Below are 26,819 nucleotides of genomic sequence, written 5' to 3' on the forward strand. Positions count from 1 at the left end.
AAGTTCCCCTGCTTTCCCCCGTAGGGCGTATGCGGTATTAGCAGTCGTTTCCAACTGTTATCCCCCACAAATGGGCAAATTCCCAGGCATTACTCACCCGTCCGCCGCTCGTCATCTTCAAAAGCAAGCTTTTGAAATGTTACCGCTCGACTTGCATGTGTTAGGCCTGCCGCCAGCGTTCAATCTGAGCCATGATCAAACTCTTCAATTAAAGTTTTGGTTGATTCCGAAGAATCGACTCAATGAATTCTGTTCGTATGAACACTCTTCATCGAGTTAAATCGTTTTGTCGATTTCTCAATGCCTGTGAGTGTCCACACAGATTGCTTGATATATTGTTAAAGAGCAGTACCGCGATGGTTCCCATCGGGTCAGGGCTGCGTATTCTACGCTTTCCTGCTGCGGCGTCAAGAGGTATTTACCATCTTTTTTCGCCTGTCGTTGAAAGGACTCGAGAGCCTCTTTTCTTCGACCCTGCCACGTCTTTCGCGTTGCCGCTGTGTCGTGTCAGTGGGAGCGCATTATAGGGAGGCCAGCCAATAGCGCAAGAGCTTTTTACTCCCCCTTACACTAAGCGCCTACCTTTTAACCTCGAAGGCCATTTAATAGCCTTTTTGCATAAAAAACTTAGCTTAAAGGTCCTGCTTATGTTTAAAAATGAGAGCAAAGGTCATTTTTTGGGCGTCAGTCTGGTTTAAAGGTAAATAATTCATTACCATAGTCATTGCTTTTAACAGTAATTTATCAATTATTCTTCACAGAGAACATTTCTTATGCAAAAGTCATTTTTGATTGTGTTGGGCATCGCCATTCTGGGCGCGCTTGCGATATACCAACTCATGCCTCAACTGCCTGCATTTTTGGCCTTCCCTGTTGGTGCACTCCTTGCTGCTGCAGTTTATGCATTCACATCCAGTCCAAGCCAGGCTCAAGCTAAAGGACAAGAAACTTACAATGGCCCAACCATGACTCTCTACGTGGGTAACCTCCCTTACAGAGCACACGACACTGAAGTAAAGTTATTATTTGAGGAATACGGTCCAGTGAATTCTGTTCGTTTAGTGAGAGATCGCAAAACCGGCAGACGTAAAGGATTTGGTTTTGTGGAAATGTCAGAGTCCGGCGCTCAAAAGGCGATGACCAAACTAAATGACTTCATATTCCAGGAGCGCACCCTGAAAGTACGTGAAGCCAAATCGCAAGATTCAGATAAACAGGAATAGTAGTCCTACGTCATCACGCTGGTCGAGGTCTTGGCCGTTTGAGCAAAACCATACTCGGCCAGCGTTGATTTCAATCCTTCAGTAATTCTCTCGCTGGTATAAAAAGCCCATTCATTACTTGGTTGATCTAAGTCAGCGGTTTCCTGCTGATATTGCAGTAGATTCTTCACTCTCTTCGCAATCGCCTCACCGGAGTCCAATAACTCAACATAATCACCCAGTATTTGTTGTAGCTCAGGCTTCAGCATAGGAAAGTGAGTGCAGCCAAGCACAAGCACATCTAGTTCACTGTAGATGATAGGTTGCAGTAACTTCTTCATTTCTGCGATATCTATGGCCTGACCAGCCGCCTTGGCCTCTGCTAGCAATACCAGTTCTGAACAACCAAAGAGTTCCACTTGACAGTCGTTGGCAAAGTGATTGATCAGTTCCTTGGTATAAGCCCTTTTGACAGTTCCCGGTGTGGCCAGTAAGCCTATATGCTTTCGCTTGGAGATAGCCGCAGCCGGTTTGATAGCGGGTACAACCCCGACAACAGGAATCGTCAGTTGAGATCTCAACTCGGGAAGAACCAAAGTGCTGGCTGTATTGCAAGCTATGACCACTATCGCGGCATCTATCTGCTTGGCCATGGTAGTAACCAAGTCCACACATCCGTTTATCAACTCTGCTTCCGCGAGCTCACCATAAGGCAAGCGCGCGTTATCAAACAGATAGCAATACTGTCTCAGCGGCAATAGCTTACGGATCTCTTTCAGCACCGATAGGCCACCTATGCCTGAGTCAAAAACCAGTATGGGACGTGACAAATTGAGCCTCTAAACGATATAAGACGAGTCATGGTTTGAAACCACGAAAGCAGATAAGAACTTATTTTTTCACAGCTTGAATAAAAGCACAAAGGAATGAAACTGGACATAAGCGCCACGTAGTATAATATTTGCGCCCCCGGTTTTAAGCCAAGAGTGAATATTATGAATTTAGAAGCAATGGACCCCAATCAATATGACACGCAGTTGGAACAAAAGCGTCTCAAGCTGGAACAGGCCTTTGCCCGCTTCACTCCGCCGGTATTAGAGGTATTTCCCTCGGTACAGAAACACTACCGTATGAGAGCAGAATTCCGGGTTTGGCATGACGGAGATGACCTCTACTACTACATGTTTGACCAACAACAACAAGCCAAGGTTCGTTGCGATCAATTCCTGCCAGCCAGTGCCCTTATCAATCAAATGATGCCAGCACTGATGGCCGAGCTACGCCCCAACAGCATACTGAGACACAAGCTGTTTCAAGTAGACTTCCTCTCTACTCTGTCCGGCGAGATTTTGGTGTCACTGCTGTATCACAAGCAGTTGGATGATAACTGGCTCGATGAAGCCAAGGCGTTGAAACAAAGACTCGGGAAAGAGTTCAAGGTCGATATTATCGGCCGAGCCCGCAAACAGAAGTTTGTCTTAGATAGAGATTTCGTTATCGAACGCCTGCAAGTCAACCAGCAGGAATACATCTATAAACAAGTGGAAAACAGTTTCACCCAGCCTAATGCCCATGTGGCGACCAAAATGCTGGAATGGGCGATAGACTGTACCCGTGACAGTAACGGCGATTTACTTGAACTCTATTGTGGTAATGGCAACTTTTCCATTGCTCTGGCACAGAATTTCACTAAGGTACTGGCAACTGAATTAGCCAAACCTTCTGTCGATTCCGCTCAATACAATATTGAGCAAAACGGCACTGAGAACCTGCAAATAATTCGTATGTCAGCCGAAGAGTTTACTCAAGCCATGACGGGTGAACGTAGCTTCAAACGTCTGGAGGGAATAGACCTCAAGAGTTACGACTGCAACACCATCTTTGTTGACCCACCGCGAGCTGGCCTGGATCCCGAGACCGTCAACTTGGTACAGAGTTATGACTCTATTCTCTATATTTCTTGCAACCCACAAACCCTGGCAATGAATCTCGAACAATTGAGTCAGACTCATGAGATCAGACGCTTTGCCTTGTTTGATCAATTCCCTTATACCGACCATATGGAAGCGGGTGTATTGCTAAAGCGCATTAAATAAAGGTTTCAGAGTTGCCATACTATAACGAGAATAACTCAAGGTACGGCGTGGGGGATATGGAAGCTGAATCGCCACTGATTTCCTAGACGCCTCTCAGTTAGAGAAACTGCGAACAAGTCCCATGTATGCACTGCGTCGGCTTACATGACTAAATGCAAGACGTGGTTCGTAGCAAATGGCCTTAGTCCTTTGCTAGAAACACAACACAGCATTCTGGTCTGTAAGCCACGAACTTCGGGGCCTTCACAGCAACCCGCTCTCTACACAAGAGAACGCCACAAAGGCTTATTCGCACCTTCCTTAGATAAAATAACTGAAAAATAGCTGGTCATTGAGTGGTAAACATTACCCTGAAGAGTTCCAAGTTGGAGCAGTCAAACAGCTTGTTGATCGTAGCCATTCCATCGCAGATGTTGCACATTGCTTAGATATCCCCCCAAGCAATCTAATAAAGCTCAAGCGGCTTTTAATACCATTCCGCATTAAAGTTCAGTCACTTTCGCCCAGTCTCTGGTGCACATCTTTATCACTCGCTTTGTACTGCTGACGCAGTCGTTCCAAGCCTGACTGCAAACATCCACAATGTCCTCATATCCTTTGAAACCGCGATTAGCGAGATGACGTTGGCGTAGCCAACTCCACACCTGTTCGATGGGGTTTAGCTCCGGGGAATAGGACGGCAATTTGAATATCGACAAGTTGGGGATATCAACTGCAATGTCATTGGTATGCCACCCTGCACCATCCATTACCACCACAGCATGTCGTCCTGGTTTAGTTCGGTTGGCGATCAGTTCCAGGTGCTGGCGCATGATGTCCTTATTAACAAACGGCGTGATGATGGCTTCAGTTTCTCCTGTTGCGGGGCAGACTGCGCCGAAGAGGTGCGCGTATTCAAACTGCTGCAGTTTGACGGCACGGGGACGGCTACTCCGTTTTGCCCAAAGTCTTGTCGTTTGGTTTTGCTGACCAAATCAGGCTTCGTCCTGAAACCAAATATCAATCTGGTGTGGTCGTATATGGATAGGTGTGTGAAGGTTAGTTTCCAGAGTAAACTTTTTTAAAAGCGTTCTGCACGCCTTGAGTCTGTTTGGGATGCCTGGAGCGGCTGGTTATCCAGCTGAACCCCATGCCTTTGAGTAGCTTGTAGATATGATTGAGGTGGTACTCGACACCAAACTCACTCAATATGTATTATTGGATATCTGCCCCGGTTAGCCTGCCTCCCTCATTCGATTGTGCTTTGAATTCAATATATCTGGCGAGCCTCCGCTTTTGGTCATAGGACAATGATGGTCTTTTGCCGGGTCGCTGCTTATCTTCAAGCCCTACGAGCCCTTGTTCAAGATAGTTTGAGACCCATGAGTTGACGCTGGATCTTGCCACCTTCAACTGGTTCGCTACTTGAGTACGATTACGGGATTGCAAAAATATGGACACGGCGAGTAACCGCATACGCTTTTGGGGATTTTTTCTTTTTTAGAGAGGCAAAGCAAGCTTTCGGCAGTTTCAGATTTCATGGGCCAACCATAAGTGTTGAGTTGCCTACCATTAGATCAGACTTCAATGCGGATTGGTCTTAGTTTCCATCGGTAAGTTTTTTAAAAGCCGCTTGAGCTTCATCAGATTGCTTGGGGTGTTTTGAACGGCCTTGGCCGGTTTGCGCAAGCACAGTGACCATTATCAATCGATTTTAGCTGGATGATGAGGGTTTGTTGATTTTGCTCGGTATGGACGGCTTCAAAGCCTTCCCAGAGCGCAATGGTAAAGGTAAGATTCGACATCGAGAATGGTTGGGGTTGGTCATTGTTTTTGTTTGGCGACTAAACAATAACTCCAACCGTTTTCGTTTCCAGTCCACACTAATCTGCGATGAACCTTTTTTATTGCCCCTTGTTGGGCCAGAGAGTGAGCGTTATGTCAGTTAAACAGCATCAGGTGATCATTATCGGCGCTGGCGCCGCAGGGTTAATGTGTGCCCTCACTGCCGGGTATCGGGGCCGGGATGTCCTTTTGCTGGATAACGCCAAACAACTGGGGCGCAAAATTCTGATCAGTGGCGGCGGTCGCTGTAACTTCACCAATCAGAACATTGAACCGGGCGCCTACCTCTGCAGTAACCCACACTTCGTCAAGTCGGCGCTGGCTCGTTTCAGCCAGTGGGACTTTATCGCCATGGTCGAGCGGCACGGCATCGATTATCACGAGAAGACCCTTGGACAGCTGTTTTGCGATGACTCGGCCAAAGATATTGTCGATATGTTGACCACAGAGTGCGATTGGGCAGGAGTCAAAATTCAGCTGCGTACCGAAATTCTGTCTGTGGCAGCCACAGATGGTGGTTACAGCCTGCAAACCAGTGAAGGGGAATACCGTTGTAAATCTCTGGTGATAGCCACTGGTGGCTTGTCCATGCCGAAGCTCGGGGCAACACCGTTTGGATTCCGTATCGCCGAGCAGTTTGCCATCAAGGTGCTGCCGACCACTGCCGGGCTGGTTCCCTTTACCTTACAGCCTGAAGACAAGGCCAGGTTTGAAGGCCTGTCCGGCATCAGCTTGCCGGTTATCGCCAAAGCCGAATGCGGCAGGCAGTTTAGAGAGGCCATGCTATTCACCCACAGGGGTTTGTCCGGGCCGGCTGTGCTGCAGATCTCCTCCTACTGGCAGCCAGGCCAGAGTGTGCTGTTTGATTTACTGCCGGACCTGGATTTTGTCGACTGGTGCAAAACAATCACTGCTGAATCACCAAAATTGTCGCTTAAGAATGGACTATCTCGGCTGTTACCTAAGCGCTTGGTTGAGAGGCTGCAGGAGCTGGGTGAATTACCGAACAAGAACTTTAACCAACTGTCCAAGGCAGATGTGGCGGCGCTGGACAGTTATTTCCATTGCTGGCAGATCCAACCCGGCGGCACCGAGGGTTATCGCACCGCCGAGGTGACTCTGGGCGGTGTGGATACCGATGAGTTATCTTCCAAGACCATGGAGGCCAAGCGTCATCCCGGGCTCTATTTTATCGGTGAAGTGGTGGATGTCAGTGGCTGGCTCGGCGGCTATAACTTCCAGTGGGCCTGGAGTTCCGGCTACGCCGCCGGTGAAGTGGTGTAACTGAGATCAATCCAATAAAAAACGGCTGCATTGGCAGCCGTTTTTGCGAGCATCAGTTTGCTTATTCAGCCTTGGCCTTGCTCAAGTGGCGACGGTAGATCAGCAGATAGAGCGCCGGCAGCACAAAGAGCGACAGCACTGGGGCGGTAACCATACCACCGACCATGGGCGCGGCAATCTTCTGCATCACGTCGTTGCCCGAACCTGCGCCCCACATAATAGGGAGCAGACCGAAGAAGATGGTCGCCACCGTCATCGCCTTGGGGCGGATCCGCATTACTGCACCTTCAATCAGGGCGTCCTTGAGGTCTTCCACTCTGTGGTATTCGCCTCTGTCCTGCTTATGCTTGATGGCATTGTTGAGATACACCAGCATGACCACACCAAACTCGGCGGCGACCCCGGCGAGGGCTATCATGCCCACCGCGACAGCGACCGACATATTGTAGTCCAGCAGATACAGCAACCAGGTACTGCCCACCAAGGCGAACGGCAGCGACAGCATTATGATGCTGGCCTGCATGGATGAGCCGAAGGTCATCATCAGCAGAATGAAGATCACCGCTAGCGCCATGGGGATCACTTGCTGCAGTTTGGCATCGACCCGCTGCATATATTCATACTGACCGGCAAAGCTGTAGCTGTACCTGGCAGGCAGATCCAGTTCCTGCTCCAATACCGGCTTGACGGCTTCGATATACTCACCAATGGACGTGCCGTCAATATCGACAAATACCCAGGAGATCAATCGACCATTCTCGCTCTTGAGCATAGGCGCGCCATCAGTGATTTCGATGTCGGCCAGATTGCGCAGCGGCAGATAGTGGCCACTCTTGGTGATCACCGGCAGCTCTCTGAGCTTTTCGATATTGTCACGCAACTCTCTTGGATAGCGCAGGTTGATGGGATAGCGCTCGGCACCTTGAACCGACTCACCGATATTCATGCCGCCAATGGCGTAACGTACTACGTCCTGAATATCGCTCAGGGTCATGCCATATCTGGAGGTCACCTCGAGTTTCGGTGTGATGTCTATGTAGCGGCCGCCACCCACCCGCTCGGCATAGGCCGACTTGGTATGAGGCTGAGCCGATAGAATCGCTTCTATCTGGGCCCCTATCTCCTGCAGTTGATTGACATCGGCGCCGGTGATCTTAATCCCCACTGGTGTCTTGATACCGGTAGACAGCATGTCGATACGGGTCTTGATCGGCTGTACCCAGGCGTTGGTGAGACCGGGCACTTTTACCGTACTTTGCAGCTGAGCAATGATGCCGTCGAGATCCATGCCTTCGCGCCACTGCTCTTTGGGTTTGAGCATTATGGTGGTTTCCAGCATGGTCAATGGCGCAGGATCCGTGGCGGTTTCGGCGCGGCCTACTTTGCCAAACACCCGCGCCACTTCCGGAACGGTTTTGATCAGCCGGTCGGTTTGCTGCAGCACTTCGGCGGCCTTGCTGGCGCTGATGCCCGGCAAGGCTGTTGGCATGTACAGAAGATCCCCTTCCTCGAGCTCTGGCATAAACTCGCTGCCCATATGACTCACTGGATACCAGGCACTGGCCAGCGCCACCAGAGCCGCCAGCAAGGTCAGCTTGGGGAAGCGCAGCACGGCATTGAGCATAGGTTTGTAGATGGCTATCAATACCCGGCTCAGTGGGTTGCTGCTTTCCGAGGGGATCTTGCCGCGGATAAAGAAGCCCATCAGGATAGGCACCAAGGTGATTGACAACACAGCCGCGGCCGCCATGGCAAAGGTTTTGGTATAGGCCAGAGGGCTGAACAGCCTGCCTTCCTGGGCTTCGAGGGCAAATACCGGCACAAAGCTCAGGGTAATGATCAGCAAGGAGAAGAAGAGTGCCGGGCCCACCTCAATAGAGGCTTCGGCGACAATTTTCCAATGCTCTTTGGTGTCGGGTTGGCGCTGATGGTCTTGTTTGAAATGCTCGAGGTGCTTGTGCATATTCTCGATCATCACAATGGCACCATCCACCACGGCCCCGATGGCGATAGCGATACCGCCAAGACTCATGATATTGGCGTTAACCCCCATCTTGTTCATCACAATAAAGGCGATCAGTATCGACAGTGGCAGGGTAATAACGGCCACCAGGGTCGAGCGGGCGTGCAGCAGAAACAGCAAGCAAACAATGCCGACCACTACCATCTCTTCCAACACCTTGTGCAACAAGTTGTCGACTGAGTTTTCAATCAGTTGCGATCTGTCGTAGGTGGGAACTATCTCCACGCCTTCGGGGAGACCCGCCTTGAGTTCTTCCAGCTTGGTTTTCACCGCCTCGATAGTCGCCAGGGCGTTTTCCCCATAGCGCATGACTATGATGCCACCGACGACTTCGCCCTCACCATCGAGCTCGGCTATGCCACGGCGAGATGCCGGGCCCTTGCGTACGGTGGCAACGTCTTTCAGCAGCAGCGGTGTGCCTGAGGGACTGGTGATCCCCAGCGGGATTTCACGAAAGTCCGCCAGTGTTTGACGATAGCCCTTGGCGCGCACCATGTACTCGGCTTCGGCCATCTCCACCACAGAGCCGCCGGCCTCGTTGTTGGCCTTGGTAATCGCCTGCTTGACCGAGGCGATGTCCAGCTTGTAAATCGCCAGCTTGTCCGGCTCCAGCACTATCTGATAGGTCTGTTCCATGCCACCGACAGTGGCGACTTCCGATACCCCGGCAACACTCTGCAATTCCAGCTTCAAATACCAGTCCTGCAAACTCTTGAGTTGCGAAAGGTCCAGATTCCCGCTGCGGTCTACCAGGGCATATTCATAGATCCAACCGACCCCGGAGGCATCGGGCCCCAGTGAGGGTTGCACCCCTTCGGGTAAACGACTGCTTATCTGGCTCAGGTATTCCAATACCCGGGAGCGGGCCCAATAGATGTCGGTGCCATCTTCAAAGATCACATAGACATAGGAGTCACCGAACATGGAATAGCCGCGCACCGTCTTGGCCCCGGGCACGGCCAGCATGGCGGTAGACAAGGGATAGGTCACCTGTTCCTCTACCAGCTTGGGCGCCTGTCCCGGATAGGCGGTTTTGATGATGACCTGCACATCGGACAGATCCGGCAGGGCGTCGAGCGGCGTGGTACGCAGCGCCTGAATCCCCCAAACCGTCACCATCAGGGTGACAATCAGCACCATCACCCTTTGTTTGATGGAGGCTTCAATGATTTTTTTCAGCATGTTGCCTCCTAGTGCTGGTGGCCTGAGCTCAGGCGCATCAGGCTACCCTTGAGACTGGCTTCTGAATCCAACAGGAATTGCCCGGAAATCACCACGTTTTCGCCTTCATGCAGGCCTTCGAGGATCTCTGCCTTACCCTGACTCAACATGCCGACAGTGACCTTTCTGGCACTGAAACTGGCATCATCCTGTTTGACTATGACCCGGTTTTCCTTGCCTGTTTGGATCAATGCTTCCTGAGGGATCACCAAAGTATCGCGTTTCGGGCCACCATAGAGGGAAACCTTGGCCAAGGTCTTGGGCCTGAGCTCCATTGCTTGATCATTGTTGAGTACCACTCTGACTCTCAGGCTGCGGGTGATGGGATCCAGTTCGGGATAGATGTAATCAATCTTGCCTTCTATGCCCTTGAGTCCCATGGCGGGGATATTGACCTCGGCGGTCTGGCCCACTTCCAGCCAGCTCTGCTCGTTTTCAAACACATCGGCAATGACCCAGACCTTGGAGAGGTCAACCAGTGACATGACCTCTGTCTGAGGTTGTATATACATGCCGTCACGCACCGCGAGTTGTTTGACTACGCCGCTTTCGCGGGCGTAGAAAGGAACCCGGTATTGGGTCTTGCCTGTCTTGGCCAGCTGTTTGATCTGCTCTTGGTTCATGCCCAGCAGTTCGAGGCGTAGCCCGGCCTTGCGCAATAGCTCTTGGTAGTTGGCACTGTTGCCTGAGCGTTTCAGCGTCTCCTGGGCCAACAGATAGTCGTCCTGGGCATTGACCAGGTCCGGTGAATAGATCTCGTACAGCAACTGACCTTTCTCGACCCTGTCACCGACAGACTTTACTTTAAGTTTTTCAATCCAGCCGTTGACCCTGGCATGGATATGATTGATTTGGCTCTCGTCATAGTCTATCTGGCCGACTGTTTTGACAAACTTCCACAGCGTGTCCCTTTCCACCTTGGCTACCTTGAGGGCCAAGGCTTGTTGCATCTGGCCTGAGACATCAATCTCAACGGTTTCCGAGTGGCCGCCCATCTCGACTTTTTCCAGATTCATGCCGCAGATGGGGCAGGTGCCGGGCACATCGCTGATGATATGCGAATGCATGGGACAAACATATTTGATGTTACTGCCCTGATCCAGAGGAGCTGGTTTGATCTCCAATGCGGGTTTGCTCTGCTGCATGGCGTGCTGGCTATGGTCATTAGCCTGGTTTTCCGCGGCTTTAGTTTCTGTAGCCAGGGTTTCTGTAGCTTCGGCGTGACCGGCATGGGAACCTGGCTCCTCTTCTTCCTCTTCGACCAGGAACATATTGCATTTGGGGCAACGTCCCGGCTCGTGACTGGTCACTTCCGGATGCATGGGGCAGTAATACTCCTGGGTTGCCGTCCCATGTTGATGATCTTTGTGTTGTTCCTGCCCTTGGGGCTGATTGCCCTGGGCCATTGCCTGCATACTCCATTGCGGGCCGACAGCCAGCACCAGACTAAGCGCACAGGCCAGTCGTTGGCGTTTACGGTTTGAATCGCTCATATGCCTCATCTCCAGCTACAGCTTGTTTAGTGGTGGTGGTGTTTCTGGCCAGCTACAGGCTCAAGATTCATACCACACTTGGGGCAGGAGTCACCTTTCTTGCCTGTCACTTCAGGATGCATGGGACAGTGATAGTCGGCTTGTTGCGGTTTTTCCAGAAACATGCCGCATTTGGGGCAGGAATCGCCTTTGTTACCTGTCACCTCCGGGTGCATGGGGCAGCTATATTCGGCAGTTACCACGGCTTGTTGCTGACCGTGGTGATGATCTCGTTCACTTGCGAAGCTGGCTCTGGCCAGGGTGACAGACAATAGGGCAATAATCAGGACGCTGATAAAGGTTTTCATTGATTCACTCCGTTTGGGATACGCTTTGGCCAGGTGCAACTGTGCACTCTTGGGGCTTATCCCATTAAAAATTTGTATTTATTGTCAGATTTTGGGCACAGGTGTGCCTTGGATATCAAACTATGGGTGGCTTGATTGTCTGGCCGATAGAAACAGAGTGGAAATGAGGCATAGGCGTGGCCACGGCGGCTTCGGGCAGAGACATCACCGGCCAGGAACCGACGGCAATGAGAGTACCCGCTACGGATATCACCAGACAATGGTTACAGTCGCTCTTGCAGAATCCTTTGCCTTCACAACAATGACTCACAGTGTCGGGAAGCACTGTATCAATTTGCGAGTCATCGCAGCAGTGACTGGCATTTGTCTGTTGAGTGTGACAATCCATGGTGGCAGCCATTGAGTGTGCCGTGGAGTCCATTTTTCCGGAATGCGCTTCAGCTATTGGCACCATCCAGTGTCCATTGGTTAGCATACCCTGCCCGAGCAATGCGAGCATGGTAAACAGAACCAGGATGTGGTGGCGAACCGATAGCATCTTGAGCTTGAACTCCAGAGAGAATGGACCCCAATAGTCTACCATGCTTTCAAAAGCTTGCCTTGATATGACTCACATCTGAAGAAGTGTGATGACATTGCTACACTTTTTCCGGCAATCATTGTTAGCAGCATGGTAGAGCCTCTGTCTCATTCCACTCTGAAAACTCAGCGGCGCAGCTGTGCCAACCAGTCGGCCATCAGGCCTCCGTGGGTCATTACCTCGGCAGGAACAGCCTGACCGGCTTCATCAACAACTTGTAACTGTGGACTGCGAATAAAGGCGTTGGCTTCTGCCTCGGTATCCAGAGTCGGTAGCTGCAGTTGCAGACTTTGTTGTTCGGCAACAGTCAGTGTCAGATAAAGAGGACCGGATTTAACCCAAGCGCCCGAGTCATCGGCATTGACGGCAAAAATGTCCCGGTATTTGAGTTCGACAACATGTTTTCCGGCGGCTAACTGGTGGCGGTCAAAGTTGGATACAGCTTGGCCATCAATAGCTTTGATCACCAGATTATCCGGCAGGTTCAACTCGGCTGCGAAACTGCCCGAAGCCATAAACAGGCTGGCAAAGATTAACAGGGCGGCGCTAAAACGAGATGCAGAAATTTTGTATGCAGACATAGTGGGAACTCCCAAAAAATATTCAGATGTAAAAACATTAACTAAAGCTTTGCGGCCGTAAGGCCAGAGTTACATCTGTGCTGAATTGGGAGGGGGTGTTTGCTGTGAGAGTATAGCGGTTTGCAAGCTCCAGCTAGGCAGGGCGATCTGCTGGCTTCCTGTCACCAACAAAGGATGGCCGGCGGTAAGCAGGCTTACCCCTGGTGTGCAGTGGCTGGCACAGTTGCCCATGGTGCCGCAATCCATACCCAGATCGCAGTCTGGGCAATGCTGCTGGCCTTGGCAGCAATCCATATCCATAACCATGCTGGTGGATGCAGATGAGTTCATGGCTGCCATTGACTGATGCTCAGACACTGAAACAGACGCGGCTGCAGGCATCACGGCCTGTCCCAGCGTCATTATCAGTGTCAGTATCAACAGCAAGCTTCTCATCGTTATCCTTTCGTTCTGGTGAAGCACGCAGTCTGTGCTTACCTCAATAGACAGACATCTTGATTAAATAGTTTCGTCTTGTCCAAAATAAAATTGTTCATTACCTCCTTAGCGTCGCCTGGATCACATTTATTGTTTCGAGAATTGGTTGTATGTTAATTATTCGATTGACTATGCTTGATTAAGCGTGTGCCATGCTTTAAGTTTAGGAAAAGTGCATATATGGCATTAACTTAAAATTCAGTCGTCATTAGGCCTTGAGAGTTAGAGCTAAGTCTCATTTTGCACTTTTCGGGTCAGATTAATGAAAGAAAACTGGTTTATAATCAAATTTCAGAACAACGAATAGCTCAATATAGATATAAGAATTTTATTTTGGAGAAGAGTGATGAACTGGCGTGCAATCTTTAAACCCAGCGCAAAGTATTCCATCCTGTCGCTACTGGTCGTCGGCATAGTGATAGGTGTTGTTGGCTACTTCGCTACCCAGCAGACGCTGCATGCAACCAGTACAGATGCGTTCTGTATGACCTGCCACAGCAACCACTCACTGAAAGATGAAGTGTTGGCATCTGCCCACGGTGGTGGTAGTGCCGGTGTTACTGTTCAGTGTCAAGACTGCCACTTGCCTCACGGTCCGGTTGACTATCTGGTGAAGAAGATCATTGTTTCCAAGGATCTCTACGGCTTCCTGACTATCGATGGCTTCAATACTCAGGAGTGGTTGGACGCTAACCGTAAAGAGCAGGCTGATAAAGCACTGAACTACTTCCGTGCCAATGACTCTGCCAACTGTCAGCATTGCCATACCCGCATCTATGAGAACCAGCCTGAAACCATGAAGAAAATGGCTGTTAGAATGCACAGCATGAACTTCAAGAAAGATCCTGAAAGCAGAAAGACCTGCGTGGATTGCCACAAGGGTGTAGCGCATCCTTATCCAAAGGGTTAATCATTTTGAGCTGGAAAAACCGCTGCTTGCAGCGGTTTTTTTATATCTGAAGTGAAGCCGGACTAGCGATCGACAGGCTTGATGGGGGCTGGAGCGATTAAACAAAACACTCGGTGTTTTTTATCTTTGCCAGCGCATCAATAGTCTGTGTTCACCAACGCCAAAATAGTCGGCTTCCAGTCCCAGGTTTTCAAACCCCATGCGGCTGTAGAGATGGCGGGCGGAATTATCCGGCGCTACCGTCAGTAACAGTTCATCGACACAGTGGCTGCAATCATCCAGACAAGCACTGAGTAATTGCTTACCTATCCCTTGACCTTGTTTCGTCGGAGATACAGCCAGCGACAACAGCCAGTGCTGTCCAGGCTTTTCGCTGCTCACCCGCAGCAGGTAACCTACCAGCTGACCGTCGACAAAGCTCCCCAGAAAACCACTGGACCAAGCATCCAATGCCTGACGGAAAAAGAAGTCCGGGTAGCAATGCTCACCGAAGGTTGCCAGTTCCAAGGCCAATACCGCATCCAGATCGGCTCTGGATATTGGTCTTATCTGCATTAGATTAATCTCCGGTCAGTATCTTGTCCCATTCGAGGTTCGGGGAACCGACCACGATAAAGTTGGGGTTTTCCAACGACTCACGCTCGTTGTAGGTCAAGGGTTGCAGTTCAGTATCCATTAATTGACCACCGGCTTCTTCTATGATGATTTGCGCTGCGCCTGTATCCCACTCGCCCGTAGGGCCGACACGTACATAACAATCCGCTCTGCCCTCGGCGACCAGACAGCTCTTGAGCGCAGCGCCACCGAGCGCTACAAGTTCACAATGTTTGGGTTGGTTGAATAGCTTGAGCACGGACTGCGGATCCTGACGGCGACTGACCGCCAGGCGCAGGGCGTTATTCTGTTCTTTCGGTAACAGCTTGCTGTGAATTCGCAGCTCCGTCAGGGAAGTGCGCTTATAAGCTCCGAGTCCCGCGATGGCGTAGTAGCATACTTCGGTCATGGGCGCATAAACTACACCCATAATAGGACGGTTGTGCTCAACCAAGGCGATAATCACCGAGAAATCGCCGCTGCCGGCAATAAATTCTCCGGTGCCATCCAAGGGATCCACCAACCAGTAGCGGCGCCACTGGCTGCGTTCAGAAAGGGGAATATCAGCTGCTTCCTCAGATAATACCGGGATATCCGGTGTCAATGCCTGCAGGCTGCTGCAGATGATATTGTGGGCCGCGATATCGGCCGAGGTGACAGGGGTATTATCTTCCTTGGTTTCCTTGCTGAAACTGCCTTGTTGGTAGATCTGGCGAATTTTCTGCCCTGCTTCCATTGCAATGGCGATAACATGATCTATCAACTCTTCTGGCTTCATAACTACTCCAAACGCTTTCCATCGGATAAGCAAAAGTCAGTGGCCGGGAGTGGCCATTTTTAGGGGGATTCAGTCAGTCTCAGCTGTTTCATCGCCAAAAACAAGGCGCTGACGCTGCGTCCTTCTGAAAAATCATTCATGTCCAGCAGTTCTTGCCAGCGTTCCAGCGGCCAGGGAACCAGCTCTATCGGCTCAGGTTCATCGCCTTCCAGGCGACTCTCATAGAGATCTTCGGCCAGGAAAATTTGCATCTTACTGGCGAAATACCCGGGAGCCAGACTCAACTCCTTCAGCTTGGTCAGTTTACGGGCACCATAGCCTATCTCTTCCTGCAGTTCACGGTTGGCGGCTTCAGCGGCGGTTTCACCCGGGTCGATCAGTCCCTTGGGAAAGCCAAGCTCATAGTTGTGGGTTCCCGCGGCATACTCGCTGCCCAGCAGTAACCACTCACCATTGAGAACCGGCACCACCATAACAGCACCACGGCTGGCACTTTTCATCCGCTCGTAGTGACGTTCCTCTTGATTGGAGAAACGCAGGTGTACCTGTTCTATTTGAAACAGACGACTGCGGGCTACAACTTCGGTGTGCAATATTTCCGGCTTCTTCTGCCGCTCTGTCATAGAGGCCTCTGACGCTGACAAACTGAAAATGTGACTCAGGCTACAATGTTATACCAATTCACACGAAATAACAGAGCTGCAGAGTTTGTCGGGGCGGTGGGGTTTTTCGGATTAATTGATTTGGGTGCAAGCGATTGCGGGTTTTCGCAAGAGTTTTAAACGGGAAAGCTCAACTTGAACAAACGGCAGCCGGGAGGAGCCCGGCTACCTACTTATTTAAAGACCCGGGATTTTGCCGTTGTAATTGATGGGGAAATATCCTTGGGGATCACGCTTGCCCAGAAATGGCAGCGCTTTTTTCAGATCTTCAGACTGAGCCTGAGTCTCACGAATGCGGGCCTTGACCTCAAGTTGTTCATTGGCCTTGAGCAGCAAGGTGCCGGCCACGCCTATGGCGTTTTTCTCCTCATCGGTCGCCAGTTGCACCTGACCGGCAACACACTGCAGGCCGAGTTCTATGTCTCCCAAGGGATATTGACCAAACTGGTTCTTGATGCCGACCCGATTGAGAAATACTTTGCCGCTGAGCGCCTCACACCAAGGCTGGCCTTGTGCCAGAGTATCCAGCAACACAGAGACATCACCGCTCACTTGAGTGCGAAATGGCAGACGACTGCCAGCCAAGAGAAACTCGGCCGGTGCTTCAAAACGCAGCTTCTCAGCGCTGATAGCGCCGGCAGCCAAGGTGACTTGCCCCTTGGCGTTGACGGCACTGGCGCGACTGCCCAGCTGGAAGTCCAGTTTGGCTTTGCCGGTCAGCAGTGCCCAGGGACTGAGCTCCCAGCTCAGCTGCTCCAACTGACGTTGTTGCAGCTTAATGACATCAATACTGCCGCTCCAGATAGTGCCGCTGACGCCACCGAGTTGCAGATTATTTGGCAGAGGCGCTAGCGAAACCGCCAACCTTGCGGGAAAGAGTGCCAGCATAAATGCCAGGTAAATCAGCACACAGAGTATTATTTTACTAATCAGTTTCAAGACTACACCTTACGACTGAGATAACTGGATTCGTCTGACTTTCACCATGCCAGGGCTATCACCTTCGGCCAGATCCAGGCTGTCCAGAGACAATCCCTGTTTCTGTACCAGATCCCCAAGATAGGAGATCAGGCTATCAAAGGGCACTTCATCCATCCAGATCTGGATCTGTTTCCCCTGTGGTGCCATGCGGGTGATCTCTAAGTCATAGCTGGCGGCACTCTGGGTCACCACAGTGCTGAGACTACCCTTGAGAGCCGGTCTGTTGCCGCTCTGTTTGATCCCGGCAATCTTATTGGCCGTCTGTTTCACAAAGCTGAGCATCTGGGTCTGAGCATTGAGGTTATTCTGTGCCTTCTGTTCGGCATTGCTTATCGGTGTCCAGATCCCCCAATAAAGGACCCCGACAGCGACTATTACTGCCATGGCCGCGACCAATTGCTGCTCCCGCTGTGCCAGAGATTCCCACCAGTTACGCAAATTTTCCATTTATTTGCTCCTTAGGGTCAGAGTACTGGTAACCGCATTTTCAGTACTGTTCATTGCCCCTCCCTCGAGATGGAATTGACGCCCGGCCAGCTCTTTGAACTGTTCTATCTGGGCGTAGCTCTTGGCCGTCACCTGCATACGGATTTCATTGCGCCCGGCATCAAATCTTAGGCTGTTGGGTTTGAGATCCGGCACTTGTTTGAATGCACCTTCCAGTCTATCCAGCATGGTAAAAAATTCGCCACCCGAGCCGCTACCCTGCAGGGCTCTGAGTTGAGATTCCAGCTGTGAGCGCAGATTGACTATCCGTGAACTGCCGGGAACCACCTGGCGATAAATGCTTTCGCTCTGGGCCTTCAAGTCATCGGCCTCACTCTGCATCTGATGTATGTTGAGCCCTTTGTTAACCAAGCCAAGCAGCAGGGCAATGGCGGCGACGATTGCCACCCGTTTCCAAAGCAGTAGGTGCTTGCTGTATTCACGCTTGGGAACATAGGGGCCGGATAGCAGATTGATAGGTGACTTGAGCAGCCCTTTGGCCAACACCAGCATGGGCATTTCCAGCGGCATCTGCCGACACTCCAGATCCGGCCATTGAAATTCGGTATAGCAGGCCAGGCTCGGTGCTGTTTGCTGCTCTTCGAGCAACCCGGGCAGTAAGGGTTGCAGCCAGTCCTTGGGCATGCTCATACCCATGCCCTCGGCTGTACGCAGTAAGAGTTGATCTTCATAGGCCATCAGGGCCCAATCACAGTCTTCCCGCTCCAGTGCCAGACAATCCGGTACCATTTTACGCACTTTGAGCCCGGCCTCGTTCAGCCAGGAGAGCCAGTTTTGCATCTGCTCATGGGCAACCACGGCCACACTCAGGCTCTCGCCGCTGCGGGGGCCAACGACAAAGTGCAGCTCATCAACATTCTGGGCCAGGGTATCTTCAAGCAGGAAAGGCAACGCCTTGAGAGCCTGGCGTTGGCCCTTCTCCGGTAGTTCGACCGAAGTGAGCTGAATGGCACTGGCCGGCACCAACACATCGACCGGCCGATTACCGGCTCGTTGCGTCAGGGTCGCCAGCGACCGCGCATCAACCAGCTCTCCCGAGGCAATAATCTCCTGTTCCTGCTCAGACCATACGACCCAGGCGCAGGGCGAGCCCAGGTTTTTGCCTAAACGGATAAATAAGCGTTCACTCACTATTATTCTCCACAATCCCTGGCCTTGGAGGCTTAGGGGCTTGTCCTGTTATTCTTGTCCGCCATATTGCCGGGTCAACACTTCGAGCTGATTCCCACCCACTATATGCAGCATACTTTCCAATCGGAACAGGGCATCATCTACCCTGGCCTTGGCCTCCAGCTTAAAAAACTTACTGTTGACCACAAAACTGGACTTGAGCTGATCATTCTTACTGGCAATCGAGGTCAAAGAACCCAGCGCCCAGAAATCTTCTATTTTGTCGAAGCCCCCCGCTGGGCGCTGGTTAATAATGCTTTCTGCTTCGCCTACCGAGATCTGGTTTTCCAGCATGCCAGCCAGCAGTGCAGCCTGCTCAACCTTGATGGTGTTGACGTTCAACAACTGTCGGTCATTTCCCGGTATGGCGCAAACATAGGGCTTTAAAATGCGATAAGTCTCTTGGTTAAAGCCAAACACAGCCCTGAGTTCACTGCTGTGACTCATTAGCGTGTTGGCCGCCCGGTAAGGGACAACCCGCGCTTCATACTCGGCATCTTCGGCGCCAAAGGGTGAGGCTATCGAATCCTCATCCAGATAATCTTTCAGCGTATGGGTCAGACGTTCGGCACCGAATTCATCCATCCCCAAGGATTCCAGCAATCCTTTGAACTGTCTGGCGGCCAGCGGCATCTTCTGCGGTTGCCCATCTGTCGTCTCTTTGCTGCTGACACTCAAGGCATTGAGGTTAAAACAGCTGCGAAGATCGGAAATGGTGCCGCCGATTTCGCCATTTTCTGCCGGGAGAATGACATCTGCCAGTGCCCAGTATTGTTGCAGATGCACCCGACCTTCAGAGTCATCCAGATCCTGTTTCAATACCTTACGCGCTAACTCTTCGGCCGAAATGGCATACCAGTAAGCTTGGTCATACTGCGCCAGATTTAAGGTTCTGCGCACTGATAACTGATTGCGCCCGGTAATACTGGTCGCCAGCACGGCCACAATCGCTACTATCAGCAGCACCACTATCAGAGCAACCCCTCTTTGTTTGCCTTTCATCAGAGTTCCTCTTTACCTTGGCCTGAGTCGTTACCCTCTTGGCCGTCCGACTCCTGCTGACCACCATCTGTATTAGTGCCGCTGTTGTTATCCCCTTTGTTGGTGTCGCCACCATTGTCGTCCTGTTTGTCGGCTGCCGGGGCTCCAATCGGCAACAGGAATTTGCGGCTGATAACGCCTCTGTCCTCTGTTTCTATCTCTATGGCGATCGCCTTGGGTAACTTGCTTGCATCGGCTTTACGTTGCCACTTGTCCTCGACAAAAAAGGCGTACTTTACCGATAGCACCTTGTCCATCAATACGGTTTTAATCGGCTCGGCGCCGAATTCCGGCTCTGGATAAGGATAGTACCAACGCTCAAGTCGGCCTTCCTGTACTACATAGGCCACAGACTGCAGGCTGCCTCTTGGCAGTAAACCTCCCGGGTTGAGCCACCCGAGACGAAAAAACACCAGCGCCTCGGATTCAGAGTCCAGAATATCAGTCCCGGTTTGAAACACTGTGCTGCCACGGCCGCCTTCCAGTAGCCTGGGAGTACGGGCCACCATCTGGCCCAGATCCCGCTCCAACACCCCAAAGCCCTGCTGCAGGTATTTGAGTTGCTGTGAAAAATCGCGGGTCACCTCATCGTTCTTCAGCACAGTTTGTAATACAGCATTGGCTGCCAGGCCCAACATGGCGAAGATCGCTATGGCGATCAGCATCTCCAGCAGGGTAAAGCCGCTATTCCTGCTTGAGTACATAAGAGTTCACCTGCGCGATGATCCGCTCGAATTTGTCATCATCGCTGACACTGATACGGATCATCCGAAAATTATCATCTGTGGTCTTGACCACCTCTTTGCGCCAATACCAGGTTTGGCCGGCCAGTTCGCTACGACCATCTTTGCGTCCAAGAGCAGGAAAGCCTTTTTCCAACCTGGCATCCACCATCTGGTTATCGGCCACCCACTGTGCCAGGGTGCGCTGTTCCAGAATCGGCATATTGGCAATCTGATCGCCTATGCTCTTGGTAATGGCCACCGCCGCAATGGCAAACACTGCCAGAGCGACTATCACTTCCAGCAACGTCATCCCCTTTTGCCGGGCAAGTTTATTCGAAATCATCGAACCTCCCCAGCTTGAGGCTACCCAGGCTATCACCACTGACCAACACCTCAACGGTTTCGCCCAGGCTGTCGCTGGCAATAAAGCTCAGCTCGAAAGCTGTCATTTCGCCACTTGGCAACAGCATGATCTGCGGCTCGGGAAACTTCTTTTTGTCCGCGTCCGATTCTTCGATAAAGGGCTCGTCGAACCAGGAGTCCTGCTCTTCATCTTCCTGCACCAAAGGCAGGCCTTCGAGCTCGACCGACAGTTTGATGCCTTCCGGCAACTGCTTTTCGGCCAGTAGCCTGTCCTGCTCCAGCGGTTGCCATTTGTTCTCTTTAAACAGCACGAAGTGGTACTTGTCCTTGTCCACCACTATGCCGATAAACTGGCCACTGAGTACGGTTTCATCCAGTACTGTCTCGGTGGCCGCCATAAATCTCTGCGCCTCACGGGTTAACTGTTGCTTGGGACCGCTGTCCCCCATTGTCATGGTCACAGCCGTAGCTGCCAGCCCCATCAGCAGCACTACCAACATCACTTCCAGCAGGGTAAAACCCCGTGAGTGCTTGTTTTGCATCTTATTGGAAATCTTGCAGATTCCAGTTGCCTATATCGTCTTCTGTGCCGGGCTGGCTATCAGGGCCTGAGCTGAAGACGTCAATCTTGCCGTGTTCGCCCGGGCTCATCAGTAGATAAGGATTACCCCAGGGATCCATAGGCAGACGCTTAACGTAGCCTCCGTCGCGGTAGTTACGTGGCTCAGGAGAAATGGTCGGCTTCTGGACCAGAGCTTCCAGTCCCTGTTCGGTTGTGGGGTACACGCTGTTGTCCAGCTTGTACATGTCCAGCTGGTTTTCCAATGCGACTATGTCAGACACCGCCTTTTGTTGGTCGGCCTTGTCCTTGTTACCCATCAGATTGGGTACCACCATGGAGGCCAAGATCCCCAGGATCACTATCACCACCATCACTTCCAACAGGGTAAAACCTTTCTGTCTGTTGTTGCTTTGCATTAACTTACTTCCTCCTAAAAAATCTCACATGGCTGCGGTGAAATAAGACTCAGCCACTAATCATATTGTTGAGCGCCAATATCGGTTGCAAAATTGCCAGAACAATAAACAACACTATCCCGGCCATACTCACCACCAACAGAGGTTCGAACACCCCCAAGGCGATATTGACGTTGGACTCGAACTCCCTGTCCTGGTTATCTGCGGCGCGCTCCAGCATCTGCTCCAGTTCACCACTCTTCTCACCCGAGGCTATCATATACAACATCATCGGCGGGAACAGCTTGGTATTAGTCAGTGCCGCTCCCAGACTGGTTCCCTCACGCACTCTGGCCGTGGCCTCTTCCACTGCCTGACGTACCCGCACATTCAGCAAGACCTCACTGGCAATCCGCATGCCATCAAGCAGCGGCACTGAACTGGCACTGAGGATACTCAAGGTTCGGGCAAAGCGTGACGTATTCAGCCCCTTACTGACTTTGCCCACCACAGGCAAACGTAGCAACAGCTTGTGATACTTGAGTTTGAAGGCGGGTTTGGTGAGCATCTTCTGAAACAGCAGCGCCAGCAATACTATGGCGCCGAGGACGAATAGCCCGTAATGCTGGACAAAGTCAGAGGCGGCAATCAAAAACTGAGTGGTACCGGGTAACTCCTGGCCCATATGTTCAAATTGACCAACTACTTTGGGCACTACGGCCGCCAGCAGCACGGCGATAACGCCGATAGCCACTGTGGTCAGCACTATGGGGTAGATCATCGCCTGGGTCAGCTTAGTCTTGAGCTGTTGGCGCCGCTCCGTGTAGTCCGCCAGGCGATTGAGCACCACTTCCAAATGGCCGGACTTTTCACCCGAGGCCACCATGGCGCGGTAGAGATCATCAAACACATGGGGAAACTCGGCCATGGAGTCGGCCAGCGAGTAGCCTTCCACCACTCGCGAGCGTACCGCCATCACCATGGAGGCGAGACGGTCTTTTTCGCACTGTTGGCCTACGGCCTTGAGGGCTTCTTCCACCGGCAAACCGGCAGCGACCAGAGTTGCTATCTGGCGGGTGATCAGCGCCAGTTCAGCCACAGAGATCTTCTTGCGCCGCGCCAACCAACTGCCACTGCTGGCCTTGGCTTCTTTTTCGGTGACCGGGGCGATATCCAGCGGCATCAGCTTCTGTTCACGCAGCTGACTGCGGGCCAGTCTGGCGGTATCGGCTTCGATAACCCCTTTGACCTGCTTTCCGGCTTGATTGAGCGCCTTATACTCGAATGCCGCCATGAATTACTCCTCGCGGGTCACGCGCAGCACTTCTTCCAGGGTAGTGATCCCCGCCAGCACCTTGACCATGCCATCATGGCGAATGCTGGGGTTGTGCTGACGAATATATTTTTCAATCGCCAGTTCGCCACGGCCACCGTGGATGAGTTCGCGGACGTTGTCGTCCACCAGCAGCAGTTCATGGATCCCGGTACGGCCACGATAGCCGTTATGGCCACAGCTCTTGCAGCCCTTGGCGCGATAGATCACCGCATCTTCATCGCCTATGCCCAGGAGCTCACGTTCGCGGGCATCCGGGGTATGGGCTTCCTTACACTCGTTGCATAGAGTCCGCACCAGGCGCTGGGCCAGCACCCCCAGCAGACTGGAAGACACCAGGAAAGGCTCAACGCCCATGTCCTGCAAACGGGTAATGGCACCGGAAGCCGTGTTGGTGTGCAAGGTAGAGATCACCAGGTGGCCGGTGAGTGAGGCCTGCACCGCTATCTGCGCCGTTTCCAGGTCACGGATTTCCCCTATCATCACCACATCAGGATCCTGACGCAAAATGGCTCGCAAGCCGCGGGCGAAGGTCATATCCACCTTGGTGTTGACCTGGGTCTGGCCTATGCCTTCCAGCTCGTATTCAATTGGGTCTTCAACTGTGAGTATGTTGATGTCGTTGTGATTGATTTCGGTTAGACCGGCATAGAGGGTAGTACTCTTGCCCGAACCCGTAGGGCCGGTGACCAGAATAATGCCGTGAGGTTTACGGATCAGTTCATCGAACTGGTGGCGAATACTGTCTTTCATTCCCAGTTGTGCCAAGTCCAGATTGCCAGCGTTCTTGTCCAGCAGACGCAGTACGACCCGCTCGCCGTGGCTCGATGGCATGGTCGATACCCGGACATCCACAGCGCGGCCACCGATACGCAGTGAGATCCGGCCATCCTGCGGCACCCGCTTTTCGGCGATATCCAAACGGGCCATAACCTTGATCCGCGATACCAGGAGCGAAGAAAGCTTACGGTTCGGCTTGAGTACTTCCTTGAGCACGCCATCAACCCGGAAACGCACCACCAGCTGCTTCTCATAGGTTTCAATATGAATATCCGAAGCTTCCTCTTTGATGGCTTCGGACAATAAGGCGTTGATCAGCTTGATGATGGGCGCATCATCTTCTCCTTCCAGCAGATCTTCGGTCTGCGGCATCTCTTCTGCCAGGGTAAAGAGATCCATCTCATTGCCTATGTCTTCCATCAGCTGCTGCGCCTCGGAAGAGTTACTCTGATAGGCCTGAGTCAGGTAGCGCTCAAACTCATGGGCTTCCAGTTTGTGCAGCGGCAGTTCCTGGCCGGCATAGCGACGCACCTCAAACAACACAGACAAAGGCGTTGCCTGGGTGTAATAGAGGGTCAGCCGTTCATCTTGGCCTTTACTGAGCACCAGGTTGTATCTGTGAGCAAAGGCAAACGGCAGCCGCTCACGGCTGCTTGAGTGAAACAGCTCGTCACTTTCAGCCTCGGCGGTCAGCGCCAGTTCACTGGAAACCTGGGCCAGATCGTCTGTTGGCGGCTGGACTTCAGTCATCGGCTTCGTCCTGCTTGTTTTCTTCCAAGGTCTTCAGGGTGGAGTCTGTTTTACGCATCTTGGTATCCAGTCCCTTACCCTGCTTGTAACGATCGAGGATCTCATTGACTTCGGGTGGCAGGTATTCTTCCTGGCTCCACTCTTCCAGCATGGGCACATCAGTCCTTGGCATCAGGTTGATACCACGTTCCTGCTGTTCCAGCTGCAGGGCTCGGAAGTAGTTGTATTTACGGCCGGCAATGCCTTCCATGGTGACACCATCACGGATGATGGTCGGCTTGATAAATACCATCAGGTTCTTTTTCTTCTTGCCGCTGCTGGATGACTTGAACAGATGCCCCAGAATCGGGATATCGCCCAGGAAAGGTACTTTCTGGACGCTTTCCTGTACCTCTTCATTAATTAGCCCCCCCAGCACCACGATTTGACCCGAGTCGGCCATTACGGTAGTCGTCAGGCGGCGGGTGGCAAAGGTCACGTCCACATTGGTCTTGCCGTTGATGCCGGAGACTTCCTGCTCAATGGTGAGCTTGACGGCATTGCCTTCGTTGATCTGCGGCACTACCTTGAGCTTAACCCCGACTTCTTTGCGTTCAACGGTTTGGAATGGGTTGCTGTTGCCATTGCTGGAGTTCTGCGCGCCAGTAAGGATGGGCACTTCGTCACCGACGATGAAGGAGGCTTCCTGGTTGTCCAGGGTGGTAATAGAAGGGGTCGCCAATACGTTGGAGTTGGTATCGCTGGACACCGCCTGTATCAGAGCGCCAAAGTCGCCCATGGTCACACCCCAGGCCATGCCGTTTACCTTACCGAGCGCCTGGGCCAACAGGGTGATATCGCCCTTGGTGTCAGGGTTATCGGTACAGGTCAGGTTGTCACCCGAACCGGTACAGGTCTGGGAGGCTTTCTTGTCCTGCGCATTCCAGATACCCGCACCAATTTCACCTATGGTGGGTCCCAGGTTGTTGAACTGAGTACCACCACCGGCCTCTGTGGCCCATTGGATACCGAAGCCCACATCATCCCCTTCGGCGACCTCGACTATGATGGCCTCCACCAGTACCTGGGCGCGGCGGATATCCAATTGGTTGATCACGCTCTCCAGGGTACGCATCTGATCTGGCTCAGCGCTGATCACCAGGGCATTGGTGTCTTCATGGGCCATGATATTGATTTCATTGCGGCGTTTACCGCCGGCGCTGCCGGGGGCTGGTGCTGCACCATCTTTCGCTTCCAGTTTTTGGGCAAACCCTGTCAGCACTTCCACCAGGTCTTCGGCCTTGGCATAACGCAGATAACGCACCTTGGTATTGCCTGTGCTGGCCTGTTCGGCATCGAGGCGATGAATAAGCTCTACTACCCGCTGACGACTGCGTTCATCACCACTGACCACCACGGCGTTGATCCGCTCATCGGCCACCACCTTGGGCGCTTGGCCCGGTAGCTGTGCCTGGTTGGCACTGGCGCGATAGAGGGTATCTATGATCCGCACCATCTCACCGGCAGAAGCGTATTCCAAGGGCACCACCTGCACTTCAGTGTCACCCTGCTTGTCTACCCGGCGCACGATTTCCACTAGCTTGTTGACCACATTGGCGCGGCCGGTGATCATCAATACATTGGAAGGATCATAGTTGACCACGTTGCCGCCACCGGCATTGTCATTGAGCTGACGCAGCAAAGGTGCCAGTTGCTTGGCTTCTGTGTTGTACAGCGCCACTATGCGGGTCACCATCTCGTCGCCAAGACCCGGGGTATTGTCATCGGCAACCCGAATCGAAGAGGTCTTGGCGTCTTTGTCTTTAATCACCTTGATGACATTGTTTTCCAGCTCGACCACAGCATAGCCGTAGACCTGCAGCACGTTGAGGAAAAATTGGTAATATTGCTCGTCGTTGAGCATGTCATAGCTGCGGACGTTGATTTTGCCGCGAATAGTGGGATCGACAATGATGGTCTTGTTGAGGTTTTTACCAACTATGTTGATAAACTCCTGAATATCTGTGCCTTTAAAGTTTGCCGCATATTGCTCAGACCAAGCGCTTGGCTGGGTCAGCAAGGCCGCGGTAGCTACCAGACCAGCGATAAGCTTGGTTCGAATCCGTTTATTGTTCATTATTGTGCTTTCCTCTAAACCTGC

General features: G+C 52.2%; 26 protein-coding genes, 1 rRNA gene and 1 pseudogene. 5 read left to right on the forward strand and 23 right to left on the reverse strand.

What is annotated here, in order from left to right:
- Positions 1-211: ribosomal RNA gene (locus AYI96_RS17085) — 16S ribosomal RNA — on the reverse strand; the annotation flags it as partial.
- A 562-nt stretch (positions 212-773) separates the two neighbouring features.
- Between AYI96_RS17085 and AYI96_RS17090 the strand changes: the two genes are divergently transcribed.
- The gene (locus AYI96_RS17090; protein ID WP_039036161.1) at positions 774-1,223 is read left to right on the forward strand and encodes an RNA recognition motif domain-containing protein; all 450 of its coding nucleotides are present in this window, start codon (positions 774-776) and stop codon (positions 1,221-1,223) included.
- 5 nt (positions 1,224-1,228) lie between these two features.
- Here the strand turns inward: AYI96_RS17090 and murI are convergent, their stop codons facing one another.
- The gene (gene murI / locus AYI96_RS17095; protein WP_039036162.1) at positions 1,229-2,032 is read right to left on the reverse strand and encodes a glutamate racemase; all 804 of its coding nucleotides are present in this window, start codon (positions 2,030-2,032) and stop codon (positions 1,229-1,231) included.
- Between the two features lie 165 nt (positions 2,033-2,197).
- Between murI and trmA the strand changes: the two genes are divergently transcribed.
- Complete coding sequence (trmA, locus tag AYI96_RS17100) at positions 2,198-3,298, forward strand: tRNA (uridine(54)-C5)-methyltransferase TrmA (protein WP_039036163.1); 1,101 nt, start codon at positions 2,198-2,200, stop codon at positions 3,296-3,298.
- A 331-nt stretch (positions 3,299-3,629) separates the two neighbouring features.
- Complete coding sequence (locus AYI96_RS20410; RefSeq protein ID WP_222116214.1) at positions 3,630-3,845, forward strand: transposase; 216 nt, start codon at positions 3,630-3,632, stop codon at positions 3,843-3,845.
- Here AYI96_RS20410 and AYI96_RS17105 read toward each other — a convergent pair.
- Positions 3,781-4,753: pseudogene (locus AYI96_RS17105) on the reverse strand (IS630 family transposase). The gene AYI96_RS20410 and the pseudogene AYI96_RS17105 sit on opposite strands and share 65 nt — an antisense overlap.
- Positions 4,754-5,215: 462 nt before the next feature.
- Between AYI96_RS17105 and AYI96_RS17110 the strand changes: the two are divergent.
- Entirely contained in the window at positions 5,216-6,406 is a 1,191-nt protein-coding gene (locus tag AYI96_RS17110; protein WP_039035186.1) for an NAD(P)/FAD-dependent oxidoreductase, read from the forward strand.
- 61 nt (positions 6,407-6,467) lie between these two features.
- On the opposite strand, the gene AYI96_RS17115 is transcribed toward AYI96_RS17110, so the two are convergent.
- From AYI96_RS17115 to AYI96_RS17140, 6 genes are all read right to left on the reverse strand, one after another.
- Positions 6,468-9,611, reverse strand: a complete 3,144-nt coding sequence (locus AYI96_RS17115; RefSeq protein WP_039035185.1) for an efflux RND transporter permease subunit — start codon at positions 9,609-9,611, stop codon at positions 6,468-6,470.
- Between the two features lie 8 nt (positions 9,612-9,619).
- Positions 9,620-11,143 carry an efflux RND transporter periplasmic adaptor subunit gene (locus tag AYI96_RS17120; protein WP_144362048.1) on the reverse strand — a complete coding sequence of 508 codons (1,524 nt, stop codon included), beginning with the start codon at positions 11,141-11,143 and terminating at the stop codon, positions 9,620-9,622.
- A 26-nt stretch (positions 11,144-11,169) separates the two neighbouring features.
- Complete coding sequence (locus AYI96_RS20610; protein ID WP_039035183.1) at positions 11,170-11,490, reverse strand: heavy metal-binding domain-containing protein; 321 nt, start codon at positions 11,488-11,490, stop codon at positions 11,170-11,172.
- 115 nt (positions 11,491-11,605) lie between these two features.
- Positions 11,606-12,073 (reverse strand): hypothetical protein, encoded by a 468-nt coding sequence (locus AYI96_RS17130; RefSeq protein WP_260853020.1) that lies wholly within the window; start codon positions 12,071-12,073, stop codon positions 11,606-11,608.
- Positions 12,074-12,195: 122 nt separating this feature from the next.
- Positions 12,196-12,651, reverse strand: coding sequence for a DUF2057 family protein (locus AYI96_RS17135; RefSeq protein ID WP_039035182.1), 456 nt, complete (start codon positions 12,649-12,651; stop codon positions 12,196-12,198).
- A gap of 69 nt (positions 12,652-12,720) precedes the next feature.
- A complete protein-coding gene (locus AYI96_RS17140; RefSeq protein WP_039035181.1) occupies positions 12,721-13,086 on the reverse strand; it encodes a hypothetical protein in 366 nt (121 codons plus the stop codon).
- A gap of 388 nt (positions 13,087-13,474) precedes the next feature.
- On the opposite strand from AYI96_RS17140, the gene AYI96_RS17145 reads away from it, so the two are divergent.
- Positions 13,475-14,038 (forward strand): NapC/NirT family cytochrome c, encoded by a 564-nt coding sequence (locus tag AYI96_RS17145; protein WP_039035180.1) that lies wholly within the window; start codon positions 13,475-13,477, stop codon positions 14,036-14,038.
- A gap of 120 nt (positions 14,039-14,158) precedes the next feature.
- Here the strand turns inward: AYI96_RS17145 and AYI96_RS17150 are convergent, their stop codons facing one another.
- The 14 genes from AYI96_RS17150 to gspD all read right to left on the reverse strand — a co-directional run bounded on the left by AYI96_RS17150 (position 14,159) and on the right by gspD (position 26,795).
- On the reverse strand, positions 14,159-14,593 hold the full coding sequence (locus AYI96_RS17150) for a GNAT family N-acetyltransferase (protein ID WP_039035179.1): 435 nt from the start codon (positions 14,591-14,593) through the stop codon (positions 14,159-14,161).
- A 4-nt stretch (positions 14,594-14,597) separates the two neighbouring features.
- Positions 14,598-15,410, reverse strand: coding sequence for a 3'(2'),5'-bisphosphate nucleotidase CysQ (gene cysQ, locus AYI96_RS17155; RefSeq protein WP_039035178.1), 813 nt, complete (start codon positions 15,408-15,410; stop codon positions 14,598-14,600).
- Between the two features lie 59 nt (positions 15,411-15,469).
- The gene (gene nudE / locus AYI96_RS17160; protein ID WP_039035177.1) at positions 15,470-16,033 is read right to left on the reverse strand and encodes an ADP compounds hydrolase NudE; all 564 of its coding nucleotides are present in this window, start codon (positions 16,031-16,033) and stop codon (positions 15,470-15,472) included.
- 216 nt (positions 16,034-16,249) lie between these two features.
- Positions 16,250-17,011, reverse strand: coding sequence for a type II secretion system protein N (locus AYI96_RS17165; protein ID WP_039035176.1), 762 nt, complete (start codon positions 17,009-17,011; stop codon positions 16,250-16,252).
- A gap of 9 nt (positions 17,012-17,020) precedes the next feature.
- Complete coding sequence (locus AYI96_RS17170) at positions 17,021-17,500, reverse strand: type II secretion system protein M (RefSeq protein WP_039035175.1); 480 nt, start codon at positions 17,498-17,500, stop codon at positions 17,021-17,023.
- The gene (gspL, locus tag AYI96_RS17175; protein WP_039035174.1) at positions 17,501-18,691 is read right to left on the reverse strand and encodes a type II secretion system protein GspL; all 1,191 of its coding nucleotides are present in this window, start codon (positions 18,689-18,691) and stop codon (positions 17,501-17,503) included.
- A 48-nt stretch (positions 18,692-18,739) separates the two neighbouring features.
- Positions 18,740-19,732 (reverse strand): type II secretion system minor pseudopilin GspK, encoded by a 993-nt coding sequence (gspK, locus tag AYI96_RS17180; protein ID WP_039035173.1) that lies wholly within the window; start codon positions 19,730-19,732, stop codon positions 18,740-18,742.
- A complete protein-coding gene (gene gspJ, locus AYI96_RS17185) occupies positions 19,732-20,475 on the reverse strand; it encodes a type II secretion system minor pseudopilin GspJ (protein WP_144362049.1) in 744 nt (247 codons plus the stop codon). The genes gspK and gspJ overlap by 1 nt, the downstream gene beginning before the upstream one ends.
- Positions 20,456-20,839, reverse strand: coding sequence for a type II secretion system minor pseudopilin GspI (gene gspI, locus AYI96_RS17190; protein ID WP_039035171.1), 384 nt, complete (start codon positions 20,837-20,839; stop codon positions 20,456-20,458). The genes gspJ and gspI overlap by 20 nt, the downstream gene beginning before the upstream one ends.
- A complete protein-coding gene (gspH, locus tag AYI96_RS17195; RefSeq protein ID WP_144362050.1) occupies positions 20,826-21,401 on the reverse strand; it encodes a type II secretion system minor pseudopilin GspH in 576 nt (191 codons plus the stop codon). The genes gspI and gspH overlap by 14 nt, the downstream gene beginning before the upstream one ends.
- A 1-nt stretch (position 21,402) precedes the next feature.
- A complete protein-coding gene (gspG, locus tag AYI96_RS17200; RefSeq protein ID WP_039035169.1) occupies positions 21,403-21,837 on the reverse strand; it encodes a type II secretion system major pseudopilin GspG in 435 nt (144 codons plus the stop codon).
- 49 nt (positions 21,838-21,886) lie between these two features.
- Positions 21,887-23,110, reverse strand: a complete 1,224-nt coding sequence (gene gspF, locus AYI96_RS17205) for a type II secretion system inner membrane protein GspF (RefSeq protein WP_039035168.1) — start codon at positions 23,108-23,110, stop codon at positions 21,887-21,889.
- A gap of 3 nt (positions 23,111-23,113) precedes the next feature.
- Entirely contained in the window at positions 23,114-24,679 is a 1,566-nt protein-coding gene (gspE, locus tag AYI96_RS17210) for a type II secretion system ATPase GspE (protein WP_039035167.1), read from the reverse strand.
- On the reverse strand, positions 24,672-26,795 hold the full coding sequence (gspD, locus tag AYI96_RS17215) for a type II secretion system secretin GspD (protein ID WP_039035166.1): 2,124 nt from the start codon (positions 26,793-26,795) through the stop codon (positions 24,672-24,674). The genes gspE and gspD overlap by 8 nt, the downstream gene beginning before the upstream one ends.
- Between the last annotated feature and the right edge of the window lie 24 nt (positions 26,796-26,819).

Source organism: Shewanella sp. MSW, assembly GCF_007636515.1.
In the GTDB taxonomy this organism is placed as follows: Bacteria; Pseudomonadota; Gammaproteobacteria; order Enterobacterales; family Shewanellaceae; genus Shewanella; species Shewanella indica.

What these genes read in the sequence shown, in the direction of transcription:
- AYI96_RS17090 (WP_039036161.1), top strand. Translation starts at nt 774, where the DNA reads ATGCAAAAGTCATTTTTGATTGTGTTGGGCATCGCCATTCTGGGCGCG.
- trmA (WP_039036163.1), top strand. Translation starts at nt 2,198, where the DNA reads ATGAATTTAGAAGCAATGGACCCCAATCAATATGACACGCAGTTGGAA.
- AYI96_RS17110 (WP_039035186.1), top strand. Translation starts at nt 5,216, where the DNA reads ATGTCAGTTAAACAGCATCAGGTGATCATTATCGGCGCTGGCGCCGCA.
- AYI96_RS17115 (WP_039035185.1), bottom strand. Translation starts at nt 9,611, where the DNA reads ATGCTGAAAAAAATCATTGAAGCCTCCATCAAACAAAGGGTGATGGTG.
- AYI96_RS17120 (WP_144362048.1), bottom strand. Translation starts at nt 11,143, where the DNA reads ATGAGCGATTCAAACCGTAAACGCCAACGACTGGCCTGTGCGCTTAGT.
- AYI96_RS20610 (WP_039035183.1), bottom strand. Translation starts at nt 11,490, where the DNA reads ATGAAAACCTTTATCAGCGTCCTGATTATTGCCCTATTGTCTGTCACC.
- AYI96_RS17130 (WP_260853020.1), bottom strand. Translation starts at nt 12,073, where the DNA reads ATGGTAGACTATTGGGGTCCATTCTCTCTGGAGTTCAAGCTCAAGATG.
- AYI96_RS17135 (WP_039035182.1), bottom strand. Translation starts at nt 12,651, where the DNA reads ATGTCTGCATACAAAATTTCTGCATCTCGTTTTAGCGCCGCCCTGTTA.
- AYI96_RS17140 (WP_039035181.1), bottom strand. Translation starts at nt 13,086, where the DNA reads ATGAGAAGCTTGCTGTTGATACTGACACTGATAATGACGCTGGGACAG.
- AYI96_RS17145 (WP_039035180.1), top strand. Translation starts at nt 13,475, where the DNA reads ATGAACTGGCGTGCAATCTTTAAACCCAGCGCAAAGTATTCCATCCTG.
- AYI96_RS17150 (WP_039035179.1), bottom strand. Translation starts at nt 14,593, where the DNA reads ATGCAGATAAGACCAATATCCAGAGCCGATCTGGATGCGGTATTGGCC.
- cysQ (WP_039035178.1), bottom strand. Translation starts at nt 15,410, where the DNA reads ATGAAGCCAGAAGAGTTGATAGATCATGTTATCGCCATTGCAATGGAA.
- nudE (WP_039035177.1), bottom strand. Translation starts at nt 16,033, where the DNA reads ATGACAGAGCGGCAGAAGAAGCCGGAAATATTGCACACCGAAGTTGTA.
- AYI96_RS17170 (WP_039035175.1), bottom strand. Translation starts at nt 17,500, where the DNA reads ATGGAAAATTTGCGTAACTGGTGGGAATCTCTGGCACAGCGGGAGCAG.
- gspK (WP_039035173.1), bottom strand. Translation starts at nt 19,732, where the DNA reads ATGAAAGGCAAACAAAGAGGGGTTGCTCTGATAGTGGTGCTGCTGATA.
- gspJ (WP_144362049.1), bottom strand. Translation starts at nt 20,475, where the DNA reads ATGTACTCAAGCAGGAATAGCGGCTTTACCCTGCTGGAGATGCTGATC.
- gspI (WP_039035171.1), bottom strand. Translation starts at nt 20,839, where the DNA reads ATGATTTCGAATAAACTTGCCCGGCAAAAGGGGATGACGTTGCTGGAA.
- gspH (WP_144362050.1), bottom strand. Translation starts at nt 21,401, where the DNA reads ATGCAAAACAAGCACTCACGGGGTTTTACCCTGCTGGAAGTGATGTTG.
- gspG (WP_039035169.1), bottom strand. Translation starts at nt 21,837, where the DNA reads ATGCAAAGCAACAACAGACAGAAAGGTTTTACCCTGTTGGAAGTGATG.
- gspF (WP_039035168.1), bottom strand. Translation starts at nt 23,110, where the DNA reads ATGGCGGCATTCGAGTATAAGGCGCTCAATCAAGCCGGAAAGCAGGTC.
- gspE (WP_039035167.1), bottom strand. Translation starts at nt 24,679, where the DNA reads ATGACTGAAGTCCAGCCGCCAACAGACGATCTGGCCCAGGTTTCCAGT.
- gspD (WP_039035166.1), bottom strand. Translation starts at nt 26,795, where the DNA reads ATGAACAATAAACGGATTCGAACCAAGCTTATCGCTGGTCTGGTAGCT.